Annotated in this window: 19 protein-coding genes; 9 read left to right on the forward strand and 10 right to left on the reverse strand. The window is 64.5% G+C overall.

Going from position 1 to position 21,307, the window contains the following annotated elements; translation table 11 throughout:
* Positions 1-12: 12 nt before the first annotated feature.
* Genes AC1RNA_RS16220 through AC1RNA_RS16235 form a run of 4 tightly spaced genes read right to left on the reverse strand, consistent with a single transcriptional unit; the run spans position 13 to position 6,843 of the window.
* Positions 13-2,079, reverse strand: coding sequence for a hypothetical protein (locus AC1RNA_RS16220; RefSeq protein WP_492951756.1), 2,067 nt, complete (start codon positions 2,077-2,079; stop codon positions 13-15).
* A complete protein-coding gene (locus AC1RNA_RS16225; protein ID WP_492951757.1) occupies positions 2,076-4,913 on the reverse strand; it encodes a DUF4159 domain-containing protein in 2,838 nt (945 codons plus the stop codon). The genes AC1RNA_RS16220 and AC1RNA_RS16225 overlap by 4 nt, the downstream gene beginning before the upstream one ends.
* The gene (locus AC1RNA_RS16230) at positions 4,910-5,842 is read right to left on the reverse strand and encodes a DUF58 domain-containing protein (RefSeq protein ID WP_009340326.1); all 933 of its coding nucleotides are present in this window, start codon (positions 5,840-5,842) and stop codon (positions 4,910-4,912) included. Before AC1RNA_RS16230 ends, AC1RNA_RS16225 begins: the two co-directional genes overlap by 4 nt.
* Complete coding sequence (locus AC1RNA_RS16235) at positions 5,842-6,843, reverse strand: AAA family ATPase (RefSeq protein WP_009340327.1); 1,002 nt, start codon at positions 6,841-6,843, stop codon at positions 5,842-5,844. Before AC1RNA_RS16235 ends, AC1RNA_RS16230 begins: the two co-directional genes overlap by 1 nt.
* A 203-nt stretch (positions 6,844-7,046) precedes the next feature.
* Here AC1RNA_RS16235 and AC1RNA_RS16240 point away from each other — a divergent pair, with 203 nt between their 5' ends.
* From AC1RNA_RS16240 to AC1RNA_RS16255, 4 genes are read left to right on the forward strand one after another with little or no spacing between them, the layout of a single operon-like run.
* Positions 7,047-7,658, forward strand: coding sequence for a DUF1285 domain-containing protein (locus AC1RNA_RS16240; RefSeq protein WP_009340328.1), 612 nt, complete (start codon positions 7,047-7,049; stop codon positions 7,656-7,658).
* Positions 7,655-8,362 carry a CoA pyrophosphatase gene (locus AC1RNA_RS16245; RefSeq protein WP_492951758.1) on the forward strand — a complete coding sequence of 236 codons (708 nt, stop codon included), beginning with the start codon at positions 7,655-7,657 and terminating at the stop codon, positions 8,360-8,362. Before AC1RNA_RS16240 ends, AC1RNA_RS16245 begins: the two co-directional genes overlap by 4 nt.
* Positions 8,359-8,622 (forward strand): DUF6111 family protein, encoded by a 264-nt coding sequence (locus tag AC1RNA_RS16250; RefSeq protein ID WP_492951759.1) that lies wholly within the window; start codon positions 8,359-8,361, stop codon positions 8,620-8,622. Before AC1RNA_RS16245 ends, AC1RNA_RS16250 begins: the two co-directional genes overlap by 4 nt.
* The gene (locus AC1RNA_RS16255; RefSeq protein ID WP_492951760.1) at positions 8,619-9,887 is read left to right on the forward strand and encodes a CCA tRNA nucleotidyltransferase; all 1,269 of its coding nucleotides are present in this window, start codon (positions 8,619-8,621) and stop codon (positions 9,885-9,887) included. Before AC1RNA_RS16250 ends, AC1RNA_RS16255 begins: the two co-directional genes overlap by 4 nt.
* Before the next feature lie 74 nt (positions 9,888-9,961).
* On the opposite strand, the gene AC1RNA_RS16260 is transcribed toward AC1RNA_RS16255, so the two are convergent.
* From AC1RNA_RS16260 to AC1RNA_RS16280, 5 genes are all read right to left on the reverse strand, one after another.
* On the reverse strand, positions 9,962-11,422 hold the full coding sequence (locus AC1RNA_RS16260; protein ID WP_492951761.1) for an outer membrane protein: 1,461 nt from the start codon (positions 11,420-11,422) through the stop codon (positions 9,962-9,964).
* A 115-nt stretch (positions 11,423-11,537) separates the two neighbouring features.
* Positions 11,538-12,425: an oxygen-dependent coproporphyrinogen oxidase gene (hemF, locus tag AC1RNA_RS16265; RefSeq protein WP_009340333.1), complete on the reverse strand. Its 888-nt coding sequence runs from the start codon at positions 12,423-12,425 to the stop codon at positions 11,538-11,540.
* Positions 12,426-12,435: 10 nt separating this feature from the next.
* Complete coding sequence (locus AC1RNA_RS16270; RefSeq protein WP_009340334.1) at positions 12,436-12,804, reverse strand: 6-pyruvoyl trahydropterin synthase family protein; 369 nt, start codon at positions 12,802-12,804, stop codon at positions 12,436-12,438.
* A gap of 31 nt (positions 12,805-12,835) precedes the next feature.
* Positions 12,836-13,468, reverse strand: coding sequence for a 7-carboxy-7-deazaguanine synthase (gene queE, locus AC1RNA_RS16275; protein ID WP_492951762.1), 633 nt, complete (start codon positions 13,466-13,468; stop codon positions 12,836-12,838).
* A complete protein-coding gene (locus tag AC1RNA_RS16280) occupies positions 13,465-13,941 on the reverse strand; it encodes a tRNA (cytidine(34)-2'-O)-methyltransferase (protein ID WP_009340336.1) in 477 nt (158 codons plus the stop codon). Before AC1RNA_RS16280 ends, queE begins: the two co-directional genes overlap by 4 nt.
* Positions 13,942-14,209: 268 nt before the next feature.
* On the opposite strand from AC1RNA_RS16280, the gene petA reads away from it, so the two are divergent.
* The 5 genes from petA to AC1RNA_RS16305 all read left to right on the forward strand — a co-directional run bounded on the left by petA (position 14,210) and on the right by AC1RNA_RS16305 (position 20,611).
* Entirely contained in the window at positions 14,210-14,740 is a 531-nt protein-coding gene (gene petA / locus AC1RNA_RS16285) for a ubiquinol-cytochrome c reductase iron-sulfur subunit (RefSeq protein ID WP_009340337.1), read from the forward strand.
* Positions 14,741-14,774: 34 nt separating this feature from the next.
* Entirely contained in the window at positions 14,775-16,838 is a 2,064-nt protein-coding gene (locus AC1RNA_RS16290; protein ID WP_492951763.1) for a cytochrome c1, read from the forward strand.
* A gap of 149 nt (positions 16,839-16,987) precedes the next feature.
* Positions 16,988-17,662, forward strand: coding sequence for a dienelactone hydrolase family protein (locus tag AC1RNA_RS16295; protein WP_009340339.1), 675 nt, complete (start codon positions 16,988-16,990; stop codon positions 17,660-17,662).
* A gap of 236 nt (positions 17,663-17,898) precedes the next feature.
* On the forward strand, positions 17,899-20,055 hold the full coding sequence (locus AC1RNA_RS16300) for an anthranilate synthase component I (RefSeq protein WP_492951764.1): 2,157 nt from the start codon (positions 17,899-17,901) through the stop codon (positions 20,053-20,055).
* Positions 20,056-20,071: 16 nt separating this feature from the next.
* Positions 20,072-20,611 (forward strand): adenine phosphoribosyltransferase, encoded by a 540-nt coding sequence (locus tag AC1RNA_RS16305; protein ID WP_009340341.1) that lies wholly within the window; start codon positions 20,072-20,074, stop codon positions 20,609-20,611.
* An 11-nt stretch (positions 20,612-20,622) separates the two neighbouring features.
* Here AC1RNA_RS16305 and AC1RNA_RS16310 read toward each other — a convergent pair whose 3' ends face one another.
* On the reverse strand, positions 20,623-21,288 hold the full coding sequence (locus tag AC1RNA_RS16310) for a hypothetical protein (protein WP_009340342.1): 666 nt from the start codon (positions 21,286-21,288) through the stop codon (positions 20,623-20,625).
* Between the last annotated feature and the right edge of the window lie 19 nt (positions 21,289-21,307).

Genomic DNA, 21,307 nt, shown 5'->3' on the forward strand with positions numbered 1-21,307 from the left:
GTGGTTTTGCCGTCACCGACCCTCGCGCACCCAGGTCGCCGCGAAAGCGCCGAGCAGCAGCAGGAGCCCGATCAGGCCCGCGAACACCGGGAAGGCGCCGATGCCGCGCACCACGCTGGCGTCCCGCATCTTGAGGCCGAGCCAGCCCGAACCCTCGAACACGGTCGAGCCATGGATCGGCAGGATGCGCGGCAGTTCGACGGTGCCGGATTCCGAAATCCGCCGCGTGTCGCCGCCGGTTGCTTTCGTCAGCGGCGCGAGTGTTTGCGTCGTTGAAGTGACTTCCGAGAATTCCTTCGGGTTGGCGGGGCCGACGCTGATGAGCGCCTTGAGGTCGCCATCGGTCGCCTGCCACAGGCCGAGTTCGTCGGCGCCCAGGGTTGCACGCCACAGGCCGGGCTCACTCTGCGCAAGCGTGACTTCGCGGGTCTTGCCCGAGGGCGAAGTGACGGTCACGGGCTTCACCGTGTCCGCCATGGTTTGGCGCGTGACGACGAGATCGCGCCCTTGCGTCTTCAGCCGCAAAGCTTCCTCATCGAGTTCGGGTTGCTTCATCAGCCAGTGCGACAGCCGCCGCAGCAGATCGAGATGCGGGCCGCCGCCTTCATAGCCGCGCGCCCACAACCAGATCTGGTCGGAGAGCAGCAACGCGACGCGGCCCTCGCCCTGCCGCGACAGCAGCAAGAGCGGTTCGCCGTTCGCGCCTTCCATCACGGGCGGCACGGTGGGATTGCGTGTATCGACGATCCGGAAGAACCGGCCCCAATGCGGCGGGTTGCTCGCCGAACCTTCCAGTCCGCGAGTGACGGGGTGACGCTTGCCGGTCTCGGTCAGGCGGGCGTGAAACGCCTTCTCGGTGACGTCGACAGGCTCGGCGGGCAGCACTGCGTCGAGCGGGGTGCGCCAGATCGAGGTCTGGCTGGCATAGTCCGGTCCGGCCGCCACGAGGACCGCGCCGCCGTTCTTCACGTAACGGGTGATATTGTCGAAATAGGCAGTCGGCAGAACACCTTGCCGGGCATAGCGATCGAAAATGATGAGCTGAAACTCGTTGATCTTCTGCTGGAAGAGTTCGCGCGTGGGGAATGCGATCAGCGACAATTCGTTGATCGGCGTCCCGTCCTGCTTCTCCGGCGGGCGCAGAATGGTGAAGTGCACCAGATCGACGCTGGCGTCGGACTTCAGGAGGTTGCGCCAGGTGCGCTCGCCCGCATGCGGTTCGCCCGAGACCAGCAGCACGCGCAGCTTGTCGCGCACGCCGTCGATGGAGACCACGGCGCGGTTGTTCACCGGCGTCAGTTCACCGTCGAGCGGGGAAGCCTCGATCTCGACGATGTTCTGCCCGGCGTGCGGAATCTCGAGCCGGATGCGTCCGGTCTCGCCGCTCGTCAGCATGCGGCGGCTCAGGACTTCGCCGTCGCGCCGGATGGTGACTTCGGCGCGCTGGTTGGCCACGCCCTGATCGTCGAGCTTGAATGTGATGGTCTGTGTCTGTCCGACGATGCCGAAGCGCGGGGCCGAGACGATGGCGATACGGCGGTCGCGCTCGCCGGAGTGTCCGGTGATGAGCGCATGGACCGGAGCCTGAAACCCGAGCGTCGCGGCGCTGGCCGGGATGTCGTGCACGCGCCCGTCGGTGATGAAGAACGCTCCCGCGATGCGGTCGGTGGGAACATCGGAGAGGGTGGCCGAGAGCGCGGAGAACAATTTGGTGCCGTCGGTCTCGCCATCCGCCTGTCCGGCGTCGGCCACGCGAACGTCGAGGCCTTTGATGGCGCGCAGCTTCTCAAGCAGCGCGTCCCGCGCCTCGTCGGTCTGCTTCGCGCGCTCGCCGAAACTCTGGCTCGGGCTCTTGTCGACGATGACGGCGGCGACCGAGGGCAGCGGCTCACGGGATTCACGGGTGAAGGAGGGATTGGCGAGCGCCAGCAGAACCATGGCCAGCGCGGCCGCACGCCACAACGCACCGCGCGCACGCCGCAGCAGCGAGATGGCCGCGATCAGGAGCGTGGCCGCAAGCCCGAGCCACAGCACGACCGAGGGAACAAGCGGGGTGAAGGCGATGCCGTATTGCGTCATTGCCCGAGCCTTTCAATCAGAGCAGGGGCATGAACCTGGTCGGCCTTGTAGTTGCCGGTCAGCGTGTACATCACGATGTTGGCGCCGGCGCGGAAGGCGAATTCGCGCTGGCGCGGCTCGCCCGGCGTCAGCGGCAGCATCGGCTGGCCGTCGGGCCGCAGCGCCCATGCGCCTGCGAGATCGTTCGAGGTGATGATGATCGGGGAGACGCCGTCACCGCCTCGCGCCGGACGCTCCACGCCGTCATTGTCACCCTCGCGCGGCAGCGCCTCGACCCAGGTCTGGCCCGAGGTGAAGCGGCCCGGAAAGTCGCGCAGTAGATAGAAGGTCTTCGTCAGCACATGCTCGCGCGGCACTGGCTCCAGCTCGGGAATGTCGAGCGAGGACAGGATCTGCCGCAGCGCCAGCATACCGGGGGTCTGAGATTCCCCGTTCGAGGTCGGCGGCGCATCGATGGCGTCGCGGGTGTCGAACAGCACCGTGCCGCCATTCTTCATGTAGGCGTCGAGCTTGTTGATCGCCTCCTGCGAGGGCTTCGGCGCGTCCGCGATCACCGGCCAGTAGATCAGCGGGAAGAAGGACAACTCGTCCTTGGCGGGATCGACGCCGATCGGATCGCCGGCTTCAAGCGCGGTGCGCTGGGCGAGGAACAGCGACAGGCCGCTGAGCCCGGCCTTGACGATGTTGTCCACCTCCGCATTGCCAGTGATGACATAAGCGAGGTGCGTCTGCGACACGGCCTTGATGGCGAAGTCGTCCTTGGCGGTGTTCGTTGCCTGCGCTGATTTGGCGGACGGGGTTTGTGCGTCCAGAGCGTGCGGGCTGAACGCGCTCAACACGACAGCCAGAGCGAGTGCTGTGGCGACGGAGCGCCGCCGCAGCAATCCGGCCAACGTGCCGCCGAGGATGGCGATGATGATTGCGTCAATGACGAACAGCAGAAGTGCCAGCGAGAGCAGGGTGCCGCGCAGGTCGCGCGGCTCGGCGTTGGTGTAGCTGGCGCGTGTCGCGTTGAGTGATGACGTGTCGAGTGCGGTCAGGCGGTCGGTTGCGGCGAGCGTGTTGACGGCGACGGGGCCATCGACCGGGCCGTAGAATCCCGGCGGGTGATCGAGGCTGGCGCGGCCGCGATAATCGGCCTTCACCGGCTTGGCGGTAGACGGCGGCGCGGTGAAGGCGCCGAAGCCGTCGAGCACGCGGGTCGGCGCGACCGTCTCAACCTTGGTGTCGGGTGTCAGGTTGCTTCCGGCGGCATCGGCATAACCCGCCATGTCGACGATCCGGCGCAGCATCTCGACGAACGTGCCGGAGAGCGGCAGGTCGGACCAGCGCGTATCGCCGCTGACATGAAACAGTACGAGCACGCCCTTGCCGCGCCGTTCGCCGGTGACGAGCGGCGTGCCGTCGGCCAGCGAGGCCCATGTTTTCGAAGCGAGCGCGGGATCGGGATCGGCCAGCACCTGCCGCGTCACGGTGACATCGTCGGGCACCGGCAGACCGGCGAATGGCCCATCGGCTGCGAAGGCTGCGAGGTGTTGCGGCTTTTCCCATGTCAGCGTGCCGCCGAGGCTGCGGTTGCCGCGCCGCAGTTTCACCGGCACCAGATCGTCGTCGCCTGCGGCGAGACGTGGCCCTGCGAAGCGCACCAGTACGCCGCCCTGCGCGATCCAGTCGTCCAGCCGCTCGCGCAGTTCAGGCGACAGCGTTCCGACATCGGCGAGGATCAGCATCGGCAATTTCTGGTCAAGCAGTTGCTTGATCGCATCGTCAGGTGCGCTGCGCTCGGCGTTGCGCACGTCGGCGAACGGTGCGAGCGCCTTCGTCAGGTAAAAGGTGGTGGCGAGAAGGGGCTGTGAGATATCGGAGCTTGCACCGGACACGATGCCGATGGCGCGCCGCCGCCAGCGCTTGTCGAGCAACTGCACGGCGCCCGCGGAACGCTCGCCCGTGATCTCAAGCCGCGCGATGTCGTTGCGCAGTTCGACGGGAAGATCGAATGCCGCTTCCGTCTCGTGCGCGGTGGCGTCGAACGCGAAGCGCGTCTCACCGATCGGCGCGCCCTTCTGGTCGAGCGCGCGCACGATGCCGGACTCGATGCCGCCGGTGGCGCGCAGCACTTTCACGGTCATTTTCGCGGCGGCATTCTCGGCGGCTGCAAGCGCATGGGTTGGCGGCGTGCCGCCCTCATAGACCGTCAGCGCGCGGTTGCCGATGGCTTCGTGCAGGCCGCTCACGAAGTCCGCGCCGCGCCCGCTGTCGATGCCGTCATTGAGCCAGACGATGCTGGCGTCACCGATCTCGCCGAGAAAGCGTTTGATGAGCGGCAGCGTGGCGCTGCGGTCGATGCCGTAGGGTTTCGGCGCAAATTGGCGCAAGGCGACGCGGGCCGTGCCCGCCGGCATCAGGCTGATGTCGCGCGCGGGTTCGGACAGAGGCACCAGCGCCACCGCGCGGCGCGAGGCGTCGGCCTGCGAAATCAGTTCGTCGGCGGAACGGATGCGAACGTCCCAGCTTGCGGCCGCGCTCCAGCCGTCATCGAGCAGGATCACGAGAGGACCGGTGGATGCGCCCGCGCCGCCTTTCGGATTCCACACCGGGCCTGCGGCGGCGAAGATCACGAGCGCGGCGGCGAGCAGCCGTAACGCCGTCAGCCACCACGGCGTGCGCGACGGCGTCTCCTCGCGGGGCTTGATGTCGAGTAAGAGCCGCGTCGGCGGAAAGTCCACCTTCACCGGGCGCGGCGGGATCACGCGCAACAGCCACCACAGCGCCGGCAAGGCGATCAGCCCCGCGAGCAGCCATGGTTCGGTGAAGGAGAGCGGCAATCCGTTCATGCCGGCCATCCCGATCTGGCATTGCCTTCGCGCGACGCGGCGAGCGCCTGATGCAGATACAACAGCAGCTCTGCGGCGGAGCGGTCGGTGCGATGGGTGGAAAACAGCCAGCCGCGCCGCGCGGTTTCCGCGCGAATGCCGTCGCGGTGCTGCGCGAGCTTCGCGGTGTAATCGTCCTTCCAGTTCTGCGCGCGCCCGGCGACGATGGCGCCCGCGCCTTCTGGTTCGTTGAATTCGATGCGGCCGGAATAGGGGAAGGTTTCCTCAGCGGGATCGACGATCTGCAGCAATACGCCGCGCGCGCCCGACGCCGAGAGTCCTGCAATCATCGCCGCGATCTCGTCGAGCGGCGACCAGAAATCGGACAACACCACGATTTCGGCGAGCGAGGCGGGCACGAAACCGGGGGGCAGGCTGTCGCGCGTGGTCACATCGTGCAGCAGCGCCTGCGCCATCCGGTCGATGATGCCGCGGCTCGCGCTCGGACGCATCAGGCCGGGAATGCCGACGCGCTCGCCGCCCGCAACCAGAAGCTCGGCCAGTGCGAAGCCCAACACGATGGCGCGTTCGAGCTTGCTGTCGCGTGCCTCCTTGGAAGCGAAGGCCATCGATCTGGAGCGGTCAGGCCACAGCCAGACGGTGTGCGCCGCTTCCCATTCCTGCTCGCGCACGTACAAAAGATCGTCACGCGCCGAGCGCCGCCAGTCGACGCGCTGCGCGGCTTCGCCGGAGACGAAGCGGCGGTACTGCCAGAAATTCTCGCCGGTGCCGGCGCGCCGCCGCCCATGCAGGCCGTGGATCACGGTCGCGGCGATGCGCCGCGCTTCCAGTACGAGGCGCGGCATCGACGCGGCGAGCGAACGGCTTTCGCCATCGGCACGCCGGATCGCTTCGATTTCGGTGAGTGCCGGTTTGAGGGCCGCGGCCATCAACCTATCCGTGCCTTCAACCGCCCGATCACGCCCGTGACGGTTTCGCCTTCGGCGCGGGCGGAGAAGGTCAGTGCCATGCGATGCTTCAGCACCGGCTCGGCAAGTTCGAGCACGTCATCGATGGAGGGCGCGAGGCGGCCGTCGAGCAGCGCGCGGGCGCGCACCGCGAGCATCAGGGCCTGGCTCGCGCGTGGGCCTGGTCCCCATGCGATGGATTTTGCATCCTCGCCGCCGTCCTCACCGGGACGCGCGGAACGCACCAGCGTGAGGATCGCTTCCACCACGGAATCGCCGACCGGCAAACGGCGCACCAGCCGCTGCGCGGTGATGAGCGTATCAGCGGTCATCGCCGCTTTCGCCGTCGTCTGCTCGGCACCGGTGGTGTCGAACAGGATCTTGCGTTCGGCATCACGGTCGGGATAGCCGACATCGATTTCCATCAGGAAGCGGTCGAGCTGCGCTTCGGGCAGCGGATAGGTGCCTTCCTGCTCCAGCGGGTTTTGCGTCGCGAGCACATGGAACGGCACCGGCAGATCGTGCCGTGCGCCCGCGACGGTGATGTGCTGCTCCTGCATCGCCTGCAACAGCGCCGATTGCGTGCGCGGCGAGGCGCGGTTGATTTCGTCGGCCATCAGGAGTTGGGCGAATACCGGACCGGCGATGAAACGGAACGAGCGCTTGCCTGCCGTGCTCTCGTCGAGCACTTCCGCGCCGAGAATATCGGACGGCATCAAGTCGGGCGTGAATTGCACGCGCTTGGCGTCGAGCCCGAGCGTGATGCCGAGCGTTTCGACGAGTCTGGTTTTGGCGAGGCCCGGCACGCCGATCAGCAGCGCATGGCCGCCCGCGAGAATTGTCACCAGCGCGTTGTCCACCACGCGCTCCTGGCCGAAGATCACGGTCGAGACGGCCTGACGCGCGGCGCGGATGCTGCCCGCCAGTTGCTCGGCGGAGCGAACGATCACGTCTTCCAGTTTTTCGACATCTGCGCTGTTCATTCCTGCTCCTTGCCGCGTCAGTCGCGGATTGGACGATGTTAGCCCGGACCTGCGGGAAATAGTCTGTCCGCACGGCGCGATCCCCCATTTTAACGGTCCAATGGGGCGACATCCATCACGTTGCGTCGATTGGGCGTGAACGCCGCTTGGATATGGAAAATCGTGCCTAAATCGTGCCAGACTGCTCACGGTCAAGGAAAACCATGGCGAAGCAAGGGCAGCCGATAGCAGCAGAGGACATTGGTCAGCGCCTTGATACGCTGGCGTCGGCGGCGCAGCGTGTCAATGCGTCCGGTTTGCCGCCGGTGGAACGGTGGAATCCGCCGTTTTGCGGCGATCTCGACATCCGTATCGCTTCCGATGGCACCTGGTTCTATCTCGGCAGCCCGATCGGGCGTCCCGAATTGGTGCGACTCTTTTCCAGCGTGCTGAAACGCGAGGGCGACCGCTATTTTCTGGTCACCCCGGTGGAAAAAGTCGGCATCGTCGTGGACGATGCGCCGTTTCTCGCCGTTGAAATGAGGACAAGGGAACAGGACGGATTGGCCTTTTTGTCGTTTCGCACCAATGTGGGTGAGTGGGTCGATTGCGATGCCGCCCACGGGCTGCGCTTCGAGGATGCGCCGAGAGGGGGCCTTGCGCCCTACCTGCATGTTCGTGCAGGCCTGTGGGCAAAGCTGTCGCGGCCGCTATATTATGAACTGGTCGATCTCGGCGAGATTCGCCAGATCGGCGGCGAGGAGATTTTTGGCGTAGCTTCGGGCGGAGCGTTCTTCGCCATCGCCGATGCCGCGCAGTTGAAGGGCTTAGTTTGAACGACAGTTTTCTGAAAGACAAAGCGGGTGCCGACGCGCTTCCGGTTCCGCACCGCGCTTCGATTGATATGGGATCGGCGGAATTTTTCGAGCGCGCCCGCGCGCGGCTGAATTTCGACGTGCCAGCGGCGCTTGCCGACCCCAGCATCGTCGCCAAGACCGGCGATCGCGGCACCGACTGGATGCTGGAAATCGTCGCGCGCGAAAAGCCGATCCGGCAGGCGGCGGTGTTGATCGGCATTGTCGAGCGCGAGCAGCCGTCCGTCCTGCTCACCACGCGCGCGGGGCATCTTTCCGATCATCCGGGGCAAATCTCGTTTCCCGGCGGCAAGATCGATCCGCAGGATGTGTCTCCGATGGAAGCAGCCCTTCGCGAGGCGAGGGAAGAAGTCGGATTGACGCGCGATTTCATCGAGCCGGTCGGCTATCTTGATGTCTATTCCACGAGCTTCGGCTTTCGCATTCTGCCGACGCTGGCGCGGATTCGCCCCGGCTTTGACCTCACGCTCAACACCAGCGAGGTCGACGATGCGTTCGAGGTGCCGCTCGCATTCCTGATGGACCCGGCAAACCACAAGCAGGGCACCAAGGAATATCGCGGCAAGCTCCGCTATTTCTACGAGATGCCCTATGAGCAGCGCTATATCTGGGGCGCGACGGCTGGCATGCTGCGTGTGCTGTATGAGCGGATCTACACGCCATGATCCGACCGCTGCTGACCGAAATCGGGATTTTCCTGATTCCGTTTGTGGCTTATGCGCTGTTTGTTTTAGCAAGCCGCCGCGAGGTGCTGAGCCGCGCATCCTGGCCGGTGCGCACGGTTCTGGGATTGGGAATGGGCGCATGCATGCTGGTCATTCTCAGCCTCGTTCTGCTGGCGAATTTTTCCGGCGCGCCGCCGGGCGCCACCTATACGCCGGCGCGCGTCGAGAACGGCAAGTTCATTCCGGGGTCCGATAAATGACCGGGCACGCCGCCACTCCGACCGCGACGATCATTGCAGCGTGGCTGACATCCGGCCCTGCGGCGCGGGCGCTCTCGCTTCTGAATGCCAATGGAGAAGAAGCGCGCATCGTCGGTGGCGCGGTGCGCAACGCGCTTCTCAATCTGCCCGTCGGCGAGATCGATGTGGCCACCACGGCGCTGCCCGAAGAAGTCGTCCGTCGCGCGCGCGCGGCGCGCATCAAATGCGTGCCGACCGGACTAGAGCATGGCACCGTCACGCTGGTGATCGAAGGCACGCCGATTGAAGTCACGACGCTGCGCGAGGATATCGAGACCTTCGGCCGCAAGGCCAAGGTCGCGTTCGGCCGCGACTGGGTGAGGGATGCCGAGCGGCGCGATTTCACCATCAACGGCCTGTCGCTGTCCGCCGATGGCATCGTGCATGATCATGTCGGCGGTCTCGCCGACATCGAAGAGCGCCGCGTGCGGTTCATCGGCGACCCCGCGCGCCGCATCAGCGAGGATTTCCTGCGCATCCTGCGCTTCTTCCGCATCCACGCGGCTTACGGGCAGGGCGAGCCTGACCGCGCCGCGATGGAGGCCTGCATCGCGGCGCGCGACGGGCTCGCTTCGCTGTCGGCGGAGCGGTTGCGGATGGAAATGCTCAAGCTCGTGGTGGCGAAGGGCGCCGCCGACGCTCTGATCGAAATGGAAGATGGCGGCCTGCTTGGCCGCATCACCGCGGGCGTGAGTTATCATGGCCCGTTCGCGAACATGGTCGAGGCGGAGCGGATGCTCGGCTTCACCGCCGACGCTATCCGCCGCCTCGGCGCGCTGACGGTCGCGACGCCGGAAGACGCCAAGCGGTTGTCGGTGCGGCTGCGCCTCTCCAACGCCGAGACCAAGCGGCTGGACTCCATGGGGCATCGCTGGTGGCGGATGCGGGAGATGGATGAGGAGATCGCGCGCCGCCGCGTCTATCGTCTCGGTCCGGATCGCTACACCGAGCGCGTGATGCTCGCGTGGGCGCGCGCGGGACAGGATTTCGCAGCTCCGCGCTGGCGCGAGCTTGCGACGCTGACGCGGCGCTGGAGTGCGCCGGTATTCCCGCTGAAGGCGGCGGATTTCATCGCGCGTGGATTGAAGGAAGGCCCGGCGCTTGGCCATGTCCTGACGCTCGCGGAAGATGCGTGGCTGGCGGCGAATTTTCCTCTCGACGCCGCAAGCGTCGCCGCGATCGCCGAGCAGACGCTGGAACGCTTCCGGCACGATCACCGGCTTTGAGGTTTTGGTTGAGCCAACAAAAAACCCCGGAGCGATGCTCCGGGGTTTTGCGGTTCAGGTGAACCGGATTGGTCTTAGTACTTCGCGACGACCGGGCTGCCCCAGTTGAAGCGATAGACCAGCGAGGTCTGGATCGTCTGCACGTAAGGCTTGAAGGCGATGCCCGTGCCGGTGCTCAAACCGGTCGTCGGGTCGAGAATATCGCTGGTCTTGCGATTGTATTCGGCCACGCGGTACTCGGTCTTCATGAACCAGCCCGGCGAAGAAATGCCGAAGATGTTGAGCGAGTTCTCGACGCCGCCACCCAGGAACCAGCCATCACGATGGCTCTTGCCCGTGCTGCCAACCGCTGCGCCGGTCGCATTGGTCAGAGCGACGCCCTTGAAGTCGGCGTGGCTGTAGCCAACGTTGACGTAGGACAGCGCGTTCGGCGAGATCAGGTAGCCGAGGCGTGCACCGGCTGCGTAGTTGGTGTCGTTCTTCAGACGGCCAGTAACTCCGGCGCCAAGGCCGCCACCCGTTGCATCCGCCAGCGAACCGCGGATGTCGCCGAACTGGGCGTCGCCGAAGACGCCGACGACCCAGGTCGGGTTGATCTGCCAGTCGTAACCGCCGCCCACCGTGCCGAAGTAACCACGGCCACCTGCGCGGGTGTCGAGGCCGTTGGCGCCGGTCGCAAGGTCGACGGTGTGCTGATCGGAGGACATCAGGCCGTAGCCGCCGCCGCCCGCGAGATAGAAGCCGGTCCAGTTGTAAGCGGCCGTGCGGGCTGCCTTGGTGTAGAACGGCGTGCCGGCGTCGGCGCCCGGCGTCACATGCGAGTTGAAGCGATAGACCAGCGAGGTCGACACCGTCTGCACATAAGGCTTGAAGGCGATGCCGTTGCCGCTGCCATCGTTATACAGGCTGTTCTTCCGGTCATACTCGGTGACGCGGTATTCGGTCTTCATGAACCAGCCCGGCGCCTTGATGCCGAAGAAGTTCAGGTCGTTCTCGACGCCGCCGCCGATGAACCAGCCGTCGCGATGCGACTTGTCGATGGCGGTAACGCCGTCAGAGAAAGTCGAGCCCTTGAACTGGCCGTAGCTGTAACCGGCATTGACGTAGGACAGCACGTTCGGCGCAACCAGATAGCCGAGGCGCGCGCCGGCGGAGTAGGCGGCGTCGTTCTTCAGGCGGCCCGAAATGCCGTTGTTGAGGTCGATGAGATCGCCGCGAATGTCGCCCCACTGCGCATCGCCGAACACGCCGACCACCCAGGCCGGGGTGAGCTGGTAGTCATAGCCGAGACCGACGGTGCCGAAGTAGCCGCGGCCGCCCGTGCGGGTGTCGACCGAGGTGGCAGCGCCACCGGTCGTGGAATGCTGGTCGGATGAAATCAGACCGTAGCCGAAACCGCCGGTCACGTAGAAGCCGGTCCAGTTCGACACCGGCGCCACAACCGGCGCCTTGGTGTAGCGGGCCGCAAGATCGGCCGCGTTGGCGGCGCTGCCCAGAGCGATCAGGGCGACGGTACCCAACAGAAACTTTTTCATGAAAATCCCCAAACCCGGTCCAGAATTGGATTCTGTCCAAAAGCTAAAGGATTTTGTGCAAACGCGATGTAACCCGGCAGCCACAGTGGACAGTAAAGCCCTGCGGAACCGTGGTTTATGGCCACTTAACCTCGGGTGGCATGGAGGACAGGATCGACTCTACATTGCCCCCGGTCTTCAGCCCGAAGATGGTGCCGCGGTCGTAGAGCAGGTTGAACTCGACATAGCGCCCGCGGCGGATCAGCTGCTCCTCGCGGTCGGCGTCCTGCCATGGGGTCTCAAAATTGCGCCGCACCAGTTCGGGGTAGATCGCAGCAAAAGCGCGGCCGACATCCTGGGTAAAGGCGAAGTCGGCATTCCAGTCGCCGGATTCCAGCCAGTCGTAGAAGATGCCACCGATTCCTCGCGGCTCCTTGCGGTGGGCCAGGAAGAAGTAGTCGTCGCACCATTTCTTGAACTTGTCGTAAGGCGCGACCGCCGTATGGGCATGGCAGGCCTTGCGGAAAGCCTCGTGGAAAGAAACGGTATCAGGGTCTTCCTGAGTCCGCCGCCGGTCGAGCACGGGGGTCAGGTCCGCGCCGCCGCCGAACCAGCGCTTGGTGGTGACGACGAAGCGGGTGTTCATGTGCACCGCAGGCACGTTCGGATTCCACGGATGGGCGATCAGCGAGATGCCCGAGGCCCAGAACCGCGGATCGTCGGAAGCGCCGGGAATCTGGGCGCGGAATTCGGGAGCGAATTCGCCGAACACAGTCGAGCAGTGCACGCCGACCTTCTCGAACAGCCGTCCGCGCATCATCGACATCACGCCGCCGCCGCCCGGCGCGCCGGTGTGGTCGGTGCGCTCCCACGGCTTGCGCACGAAGCGTCCTGCCTGATCGCCGTAGAGCGAGGCGGGGACCTCGTCCTCCAACTGCTCGAATGAGGCGCAGATGTCGTCGCGCAGCTTTTCGAACCATGCGCGGGCGGAAGTCTTGCGGCTGTCGAGCAGGGAAGCGTCCATGTTCAATCCGTCATTTTGATTGGGGCCCGAAATAGGTGCAGCTCTCGCCGCAGCTGTCGCGATGGACACTGACGCGCGTGACGTCGCCCGCGCCCTGCACACTGTCCCAGATATAGCGCGACAGGTTCTCCAGCGTCGGCAGGCCGATCGCCTCGATCTTGTTGAGGAATTTGTGGTCGAGCGCCTTGCGCACGTCGGCGATCTTCCGCTCCAGAAGGCCGAGGTCCATCACCATGCCGGTCGCGGGATCGGGCGTGCCGCGAATCGTCACCTCGGCGCGAAACGAATGGCCGTGAATCTCCTCGCTGTTCTCGCCGAGCGTCGTGCCCTTGAGCGAGTGCGCGGCCTCGAAGTGAAAGGATTTGGTCAGTTCCCACATTACGAACGATTACTCCAACTCGTCTGTTCTATTACCTGATACCGATGGTCTTGTGGGTCTGCACGCTCAGCCGCCATTGTGGATGGCGCAGACAATAGTCGATTGCGCGTGCGGTATTTTGCTCCAGATCAGGCCCGTCCATCGGTTGCAGCAGGAAATGCTGGAAGGCGAGCGCGGTGTAATCCTCCGGCGCGTTCTGTCGCTGCGGATAGACCAGCTTCAATTCGTGGCCTTGCCGGATCGCAAGCTCGGTGTCGGCCTTGGGGCTGACGCAGATCCAGTCGAGGCCGGGCGGGGCAGGGAGCGTGCCGTTCGTCTCCACAGCGATCATGAAGCCGCGTGCATGAAGCGCTGCGATCAGTGCGTCATCGATCTGCAGCATCGGTTCGCCGCCGGTCAGCACCACGAAACGATGACGGCTGTCAGGCCCCCAGGTCGCGGCGATTCGCTCCGCGAGGTCGTCGGCGGTGGCATAGCGTCCACCGAGCGTGCCGTCGGTGCCGACGAAATCGGTATCGCAGAACTGACACACGGCATCCGCACGATCCTGCTCGCGGCCGCTCCACAGATTGCAGCCCCCGAAACGGCAGAACACGGCCGGACGTCCGGCCTGCATGCCTTCGCCTTGCAAAGTCAGGAAAATTTCCTTCACCGCGTAACTCACGGCGCATTGTCTCCATTTGTGACAGCATGTCGCGTCTGCCGCAGCGCCTCGCCGAGCGCCATTGCGGCGGTGACGGCGACATTGAGCGAACGCATGCCTTCCGCGATCGGGATCACCAGTCTCTCGTCCGCGCTTGCGGCAACTTCGTCCGGCACGCCCGCGCTTTCCCGCCCCAGCAGAAGAATATCAGTATCTTCATAGCGATGCGCCAGATAGGAGGTGGCGCCCTTGGTGGTCAACAGCAACAGCCGCCCGCCATCCGCCTGCTGCCAGGCCCGGAAGGCCGTCCATGACACATGCCGTGATATGGAAACCTGATCGAGATAATCCATTCCCGCGCGGCGAAAATGGCGGTCGCTCACCGGAAAGCCCGCGGGCTCTATAATATGCGCCTCGACCGCAAGACATGCGCAGAGTCGGAGAATCGTCCCGGTATTTTGGGGAATGTCCGGTTGATACAGGGCGATCCGCATGGGGTGATCGGGCTCGGAAAACGGGGGTAAAAACCGCTGCCATGCGCCGAATTTGCGCATCGCACGAGCGGGAGCCGATACCGGGCTTGCGCTCAATCGGCAAGGGTGCCAATAGATCGATTCTAGATCACCTGTTCTGCCCGGCTGAGTAGAACAAGTGAGTTCTGCCCCCGCGAGGCCCGCGGGCACCGACTGACGTTTCCGGCGCGTTCGTCCGCGCAATCCATGGGTTCGTCGGACGGCTGCAGTTCGGAAAGGGTTTGCAAACGTGACTGCTTCTTCTTCGGCACATCCGGCGACGCGCCGTGATTTCCTTTACGTCGCCACCGGTTCGGTTGCGGTCGTCGGCGCGGCCGCTGTGGCCTGGCCGCTGATCTCCCAGATGAATCCCGATGCCTCGACCATCGCGGCCGGCGCTCCGATCGAGGTCGATCTGTCGCCGATCGCCGAAGGGCAGGACATCAAGGTGTTCTGGCGCGGCAAGCCGATCTACATCATGAACCGCACCAAGAAGCAGATCGAGGAGGCGCGCTCGGTGAACGTGTCGAGCCTGCCCGATCCGCAGACCGACCAGTCCCGCGTCAAGGAAGGCCACGACAATTGGCTGGTCGTGATCGGCATCTGCACCCATCTCGGCTGCATCCCGATCGCGCATGAAGGCAATTACGACGGCTTCTTCTGCCCGTGCCACGGTTCGCAGTACGATTCCTCGGGCCGCATCCGCCAGGGGCCGGCGCCGCTCAATCTGTACGTCCCGCCGTACAATTTCGTTTCCGACACCAAGATCAAAATCGGCTGACGTCAGTCGCCTCCACTTTCCAGGATCGCAACTCATGAGCGGACCCTCTACCTATAACCCGCAAAATCCAGCCTTGAAGTGGATTGAGCAACGCCTGCCGATCGGCGGACTGATTCATTCGTCTTTCATTGCCTATCCGACGCCGCGCAACCTGAACTACTGGTGGACGTTCGGCGCCATCCTTTCGATGATGCTCGCGGTGCAGATCATCACCGGCGTCATCCTCGCGATGCACTACACGCCGCATGTCGATCTCGCCTTCAAGTCGGTCGAACTGATCGTCCGCGACGTCAATTACGGCTGGCTCCTGCGCTATATCCACTCCAACGGCGCGTCGATGTTCTTCATCGCCGTCTACATCCACATGTTCCGCGGCCTGTATTACGGGTCGTACAAGGCACCGCGCGAAATCCTCTGGATTCTCGGCGTCATCATCTACCTGTTGATGATGGCCACGGGCTTCATGGGCTACGTGCTGCCGTGGGGCCAGATGAGCTTCTGGGGCGCCACCGTCATCACCAACCTGTTCTCGGCGATCCCTTACGTCGGCGACAGCATCGTGACGCTGCTGTGGGGCGGCTACTCGGTCGGCAACCCGACGCTGAACCGCTTCTTCTCGCTGCACTACCTGCTGCCGTTCGTGATCGCGGGCGTCGTCGTCCTGCACGTCTGGGCGCTGCACGTCGCAGGCCAGAACAACCCGGCCGGCGTCGAAGCGAAGACCGAAAAGGACACCGTGCCGTTTACGCCGTACGCGACCATCAAGGACTCGTTCGGCATGGCGTGCTTCCTGCTGTTCTTCGCCTGGTTCATCTTCTACATCCCGAACTACCTCGGCGATCCCGACAACTACATTCAGGCCAACCCGGCCGTGACGCCCGCGCACATCGTGCCGGAATGGTACTACCTGCCGTTCTACGCGATCCTGCGTTCGATCCCGAGCAAGCTCGGCGGCGTCATCGCGATGTTCGGCGCGATCGTCGTGCTGGCGTTCCTGCCGTGGCTCGATAGCTGCAAGGTGCGCTCGTCGAAGTATCGCCCGCTCGCCAAGCAGTTCTTCTGGATCTTCGTCGCGACCTGCATCGGTCTCGGCTATCTCGGCGCGCAGCCGCCGGAAGGCATCTATGTCATCGCAGGCCGCGTGCTGACGGTGGTTTATTTCGCCTACTTCCTGATCGTGCTGCCGGTGCTGTCGCGGATCGAGACCACGCGGCCGCTGCCAAACTCGATCGCCGACGATGTGCTCGCCAAATCCGGCAAGCAGCCGATGGTGTCCGCCGCGATTGCGCTGGCGGTTGCCGGTTCGCTGATGATGGGCGGCATGGACAGCGCCAAGGCCGCCGATCATGGCGCCACGCCGCATTCGGAGAGCTGGTCGTTCGCCGGTCCGTTCGGCAAGTTCGATCAGGCCCAGTTGCAGCGCGGCCTCAAGGTCTACAAGGAAGTCTGCTCGAACTGCCATTCGCTGAACCTCGTGGCGTTCCGCAACCTCGCCGATCCGGGTGGTCCGGGTTATTCGGCGGCGCAGGCGGCAGCCTTTGCGTCCGAGTACAAGATCAAGGACGGCCCGAACGATGCGGGCGACATGTTCGAGCGTCCGGGCCGCCCGGCGGATTACTTCCCCGCGCCGTTCCCGAACGAGCAGGCTGCCCGTGCTTCCAACGGTGGTGCGGCTCCGCCGGATCTGTCGCTGATCGCGAAGGCTCGTGGCTACGAGCGCGGCTTCCCGCAGTTCGTGTTCGACGCCTTCACCCAGTTCCAGGAGAAGGGGCCGAACTACATCCACGCCATCCTGAACGGCTACAAGGAAAAGCCGGCGGACTTCGCGCTGCCCGAGGGCTCGTACTACAACACGTACTTCCCCGGTCATTCGATCAAGATGCCACCGCCGCTGTCTGACGGTCAGATCACCTATGACGACGGCTCGCCGGCGACCGTCGAGCAGTACTCGAGGGACGTCGCGGCCTTCCTGATGTGGACGGCGGAGCCGCACCTCGAGGACCGTAAGCGCCTCGGCATGCAGGTGATGCTGTTCCTGATCGTGCTGTCGGGTCTTCTGTACTTCACCAAGCGGAAGATCTGGGCGGACGCGCACTGACGCATCCCGACAGTCTCACAAGATTGAGGGCTCCTTCGGGAGCCCTTTTTCGTTGGCGGGACTGAACCAGTGCGGCTTTGCCTCGTTGCACTCTCGCGCCGCAGGCGGCATTGTCTGCTGCATTTCCATTGCCATTTCCCGAGGTTTTCATGGGCACCAGCATCAGCTTTTCGCGTCCCGACGGCAAAGAGGCCAAGGGCTATCTCGCCAACGCCGCGCGCGGCAATGCGCCGGGCGTCGTCGTCATTCAGGAATGGTGGGGCCTATCCGAGCAGATCAAGTCGATGACCGATCGCTTCGCTTTGGCGGGGTTCGATGCGCTGGCGCCGGACCTGTTCGAGGGCGTGGTGGTGCCGTATCACGATGCGGACGCCGCCGCGAAGGAGATGAACTCGCTGAACTTCATCGAGGCGACCGAGCAGAACGTGCGCGGCGCGGTGCAGTATCTCAAGCGCAATGGCGCCAAGGTCGGCATCAGCGGCTTCTGCATGGGCGGTGCGATCACGATTATCGGTGCCGCCAAAATTCCGGAACTGACGGCTGCGGTGTCGTTCTACGGCGTGCCGTCGCCGGAAGCGGTGAAGCCCGCCGACGTCAGGGTGCCGTTGCAGGGCCATTTTGCCAACAAGGACGATTTCTTCACGCCGCAGGCGGTGAGCGCCTTCGAGGACGGGCTGAAAAAGGCGCGCAAGCCCTGCGAGTTTTTCCGCTACGACGCCGACCATGCCTTCGCCAACGAGCAGCGCGCCTCGGTCCATGACCGGCAGGCTGCGGAGCTGGCGTGGGGCCGGGCGATCGACTTCCTCAAGAAGCATTTGGGGTGATGTGCAGCGGGCAGGGGTGGCATGGCGAGGGCATGGCTCCCCTTGACATCCGCCCGTCCGGGTGATGATTTGCCGCCCATGATCGCAGCAACCCGCACGACCCGTATCTGGTGGCGCACCTTGTAAAAGGTGGCCGGTGCGATTTTGCTTGAAATCACGTTGAGGCCGCCACGCATGGGCGGTCTTTTTATTTGTCCTGTGTGGCGTTCCTCGGCGAAGTCTCTTAAGAGGAACCCATGAACAGGACGGTTTTTTCCCTTCCCGCCACGGCGGACTACACCACGGCGCGGGGCCTCGAGGTCTCGCGGCGGGTCACGTCGTTTTCCGGCGGACAGAAGCTCGATGCGCTGATCGACCTTCTGGATCGCCGCCGTGGCGTCGTGCTGTCGTCCGGCACCACGGTGCCGGGGCGCTATGAGAGTTTCGATCTCGGTTTCGCCAATCCGCCGCTGCGGCTGGAATCGGTCGGCGAAAAATTCTTCATCGAGGCGCTGAATGCGCGCGGCAAGGTGCTGATCGCCTTTCTCGCAGCCACGCTGAACAACCCCGCCGTCGCGATCACGTCCAAGACCGCCGATCGCATCGAAGGCCACATCGTACGTGGCGATGCGCCGGTCGAGGAGGAGCAGCGCACGCGGCGCGCTTCCATCATGTCGCTGGTGCGCGAGATCATCGCCTCGATGAGCTACGCGGGCGATCCGCTGCTTGGCCTGTTCGGCGCGTTCGCCTACGACCTCGTGTTCCAGATCGAAGATCTGAAGCAGAAGCGCAAGCGCGACGCCGACCAGCGCGACATCGTGCTCTATATTCCCGACGAACTCTTGGCCTACGACCGCGCCACCGGGCGCGGCGTCGTGATCGATTACGAATTCAGCTATGGTGGCGTCAGCACGCGCGGCCAGGATCGCGACACGCCCGACAGTGTCTACACCAAGACCAAGCGTGAAGGCTTTGCCGACCATGCGCCCGGCGTCTATCAGGCGACGGTGGAACGCGCCCGCGCGGCGTTCGCCCGCGGTGATCTGTTCGAGGCGGTGCCGGGGCAGTTGTTCGCAGAGCCGTGCGATCGCACGCCGGCCGACGTGTTCAAGCGGCTGTGCATCATCAACCCGTCGCCTTACGGCGCGCTGCTCAATCTCGGCGATGGCGAGTTTCTCGTCTCCGCATCGCCGGAGATGTTCGTGCGCTCCGACGGCAAGCGTGTCGAGACCTGTCCGATTTCCGGCACCATCGCGCGCGGCGCGGACGCCATCGGCGACGCCAAGCAGATTCAGGAATTGCTGAACTCGCAGAAGGACGAGTTCGAGCTCAACATGTGCACCGATGTCGACCGTAACGACAAGGCTCGCGTCTGTGTGCCGGGCTCGATCAAGGTTTTGGCGCGCCGCCAAATTGAAACCTATTCAAAGCTGTTTCATACCGTCGATCACGTCGAAGGCATGCTGCGTCCCGGTTTCGACGCCATCGACGGCTTCCTCACCCATTGCTGGGCGGTGACGGTCACCGGCGCGCCGAAGCTGTGGGCGATGCAGTTTGTCGAGGACAACGAACGCTCCTCGCGCCGCTGGTATGCGGGCGCACTCGGCTTCCTCGGCTTCGATGGCGGCATCAACACCGGCCTCACCATCCGTACCATCCGCATGAAGGACGGCCTGGCCGAAGTGCGCGTCGGCGCGACGCTGCTGTTCGATTCCGATCCTGTCGCGGAAGAAAAGGAATGCCAGACCAAGGCGGCGGCGCTGTTCCAGGCGTTGCGTGGCGACGCGCCGAAAGCTCTCTCGAGCTTCGCGCCGGATGCCACCGGTTCGGGCAAGCGCGTTCTGCTGGTCGATTGCGATGACTCTTTCGTGCACATGCTGGCGGATTATTTCCGGCAGGTCGGCGCCAATGTCAGTGTGACGCGGCACCTGCACGCGATGCAGCGGCTCAAGAACGAAAAGTTCGACCTGCTGGTGCTGTCGCCGGGGCCGGGGCGGCCGGAGGATTTCGGCGTCTCGAAATTCATCGATGAGGCGCTTGCCAAGAAGATGCCGATCTTCGGCGTCTGCCTCGGCGTGCAGGCGATCGGCGAATATTTCGGCGGCGAACTTGGCCAGCTCGCGCAGCCCGCGCACGGACGGCCCTCGCGGATTCAAAATCGCGGCGGCACGTTGATGCGCAACCTGCCGAATGAACTCACCATCGGCCGCTATCATTCGCTGTTCGTCGGCCCCGCCACCATGCCGGACGTGCTCGTCGTTACCGCAACCACCGAGGACGGCATTCCGATGGCCATCGAACACAAGGAGCTGCCGGTCGGCGGCGTGCAATTCCATCCTGAATCGCTGATGTCGCTGGAAGGCGATGTCGGGCTGAAGATCGTGGAAAACGCTTTCCGGCTGGGGCAGAAATGAAATGGCAGAAGCATCCATGAGCGTCGCAGACGATTTGAAAGCCTCGGTTCGCGCGATCCCGGATTATCCGAAGCCCGGCATCATCTTCCGCGACATCACCACGCTGCTCGGCAATGCATGGGCGTTCCGCCGCGCGGTGGACGAACTGGTGCAGCCGTGGGCAGGCTCCAAGATCGACAAGGTCGCGGGCATGGAAGCACGCGGCTTCATCCTCGGCGGCGCGGTCGCGCATCAGGTTTCGGCTGGCTTCGTGCCGATCCGCAAGAAGGGCAAGCTGCCGCACACCACCGTGCGCATCGCTTACTCACTTGAATACGGCATCGACGAGATGGAGATGCACGTTGATGCGGTGAAGCCCGGCGAGCGCGTCATCTTGATCGACGATCTGATCGCGACTGGCGGTACGGCGGAAGGCGCGGTGAAACTCTTGCGCCAGATCGGCGCCGAGGTGGTGGCGGCTTGCTTTGTCGTCGATTTGCCCGAGCTGGGCGGTGCTGCGAAACTGCGCGCGATGAACGTGCCGGTGCGCACGCTGATGGAGTTCGACGGGCACTGACCGCCGGGCGGTCAGGTGTGCAGCTTCAGCCGCTTCTCCAGATTCCTGAACTTGGTGTAGTTCGCGCGCGTCCATTGATGCAGTTCGGACGATGAATCCTGCGCCGTGCGCAAGTAGTGCGTGAACGAGAAATTCGTCCGCTGCACGATGGAGCGCAGGAACGCGGGCAACGCCGCGATGTGAAGCGGCCGCACACCGGCAAAGTCCTTCGGTGTCTCTCCGTGCAGGACGTGCTCATTGTCGATTGCAATCAGCGGCGAGCCGGGGAAAGTCTTGCGCAGCATGGCCCAGGCGTTCGACGAGGCGCGGGTGGCATCCGGAATGAACAGCACGATCGGCTCGACGCCACGCCGGATCGCTTCCTTCATGAAGCCGATCTCATCGGCGAGCCTAAAGAAATCGTCGAACGCATGCAGCCCGAGGTCGATCACCTTAGCGACGCCGTCATTGACGATCAGGCGATCCATCAGCGCCATCTGCGCGTGGGTGTCGCTGATCGAGGCGGTCTCGGTGGTGCGCGGCAGGAAATCCAGCAGCGAGGGTTCGCGCAGATTGATGTCGAAGGCGAGCACGCTGCCGTTCTGCAGGATCAGGAACTCGCTCAGGACGCGCGAGAGCAGCGTCTTGCCGACATCGGGACGCGGCGAGCAGACGATGTAGACGGGCGTGCGCGGCATTGTTGAAACCAGCCGAAAG

This window comes from Afipia sp. GW821-FHT14H12 (genome assembly GCF_058803465.1).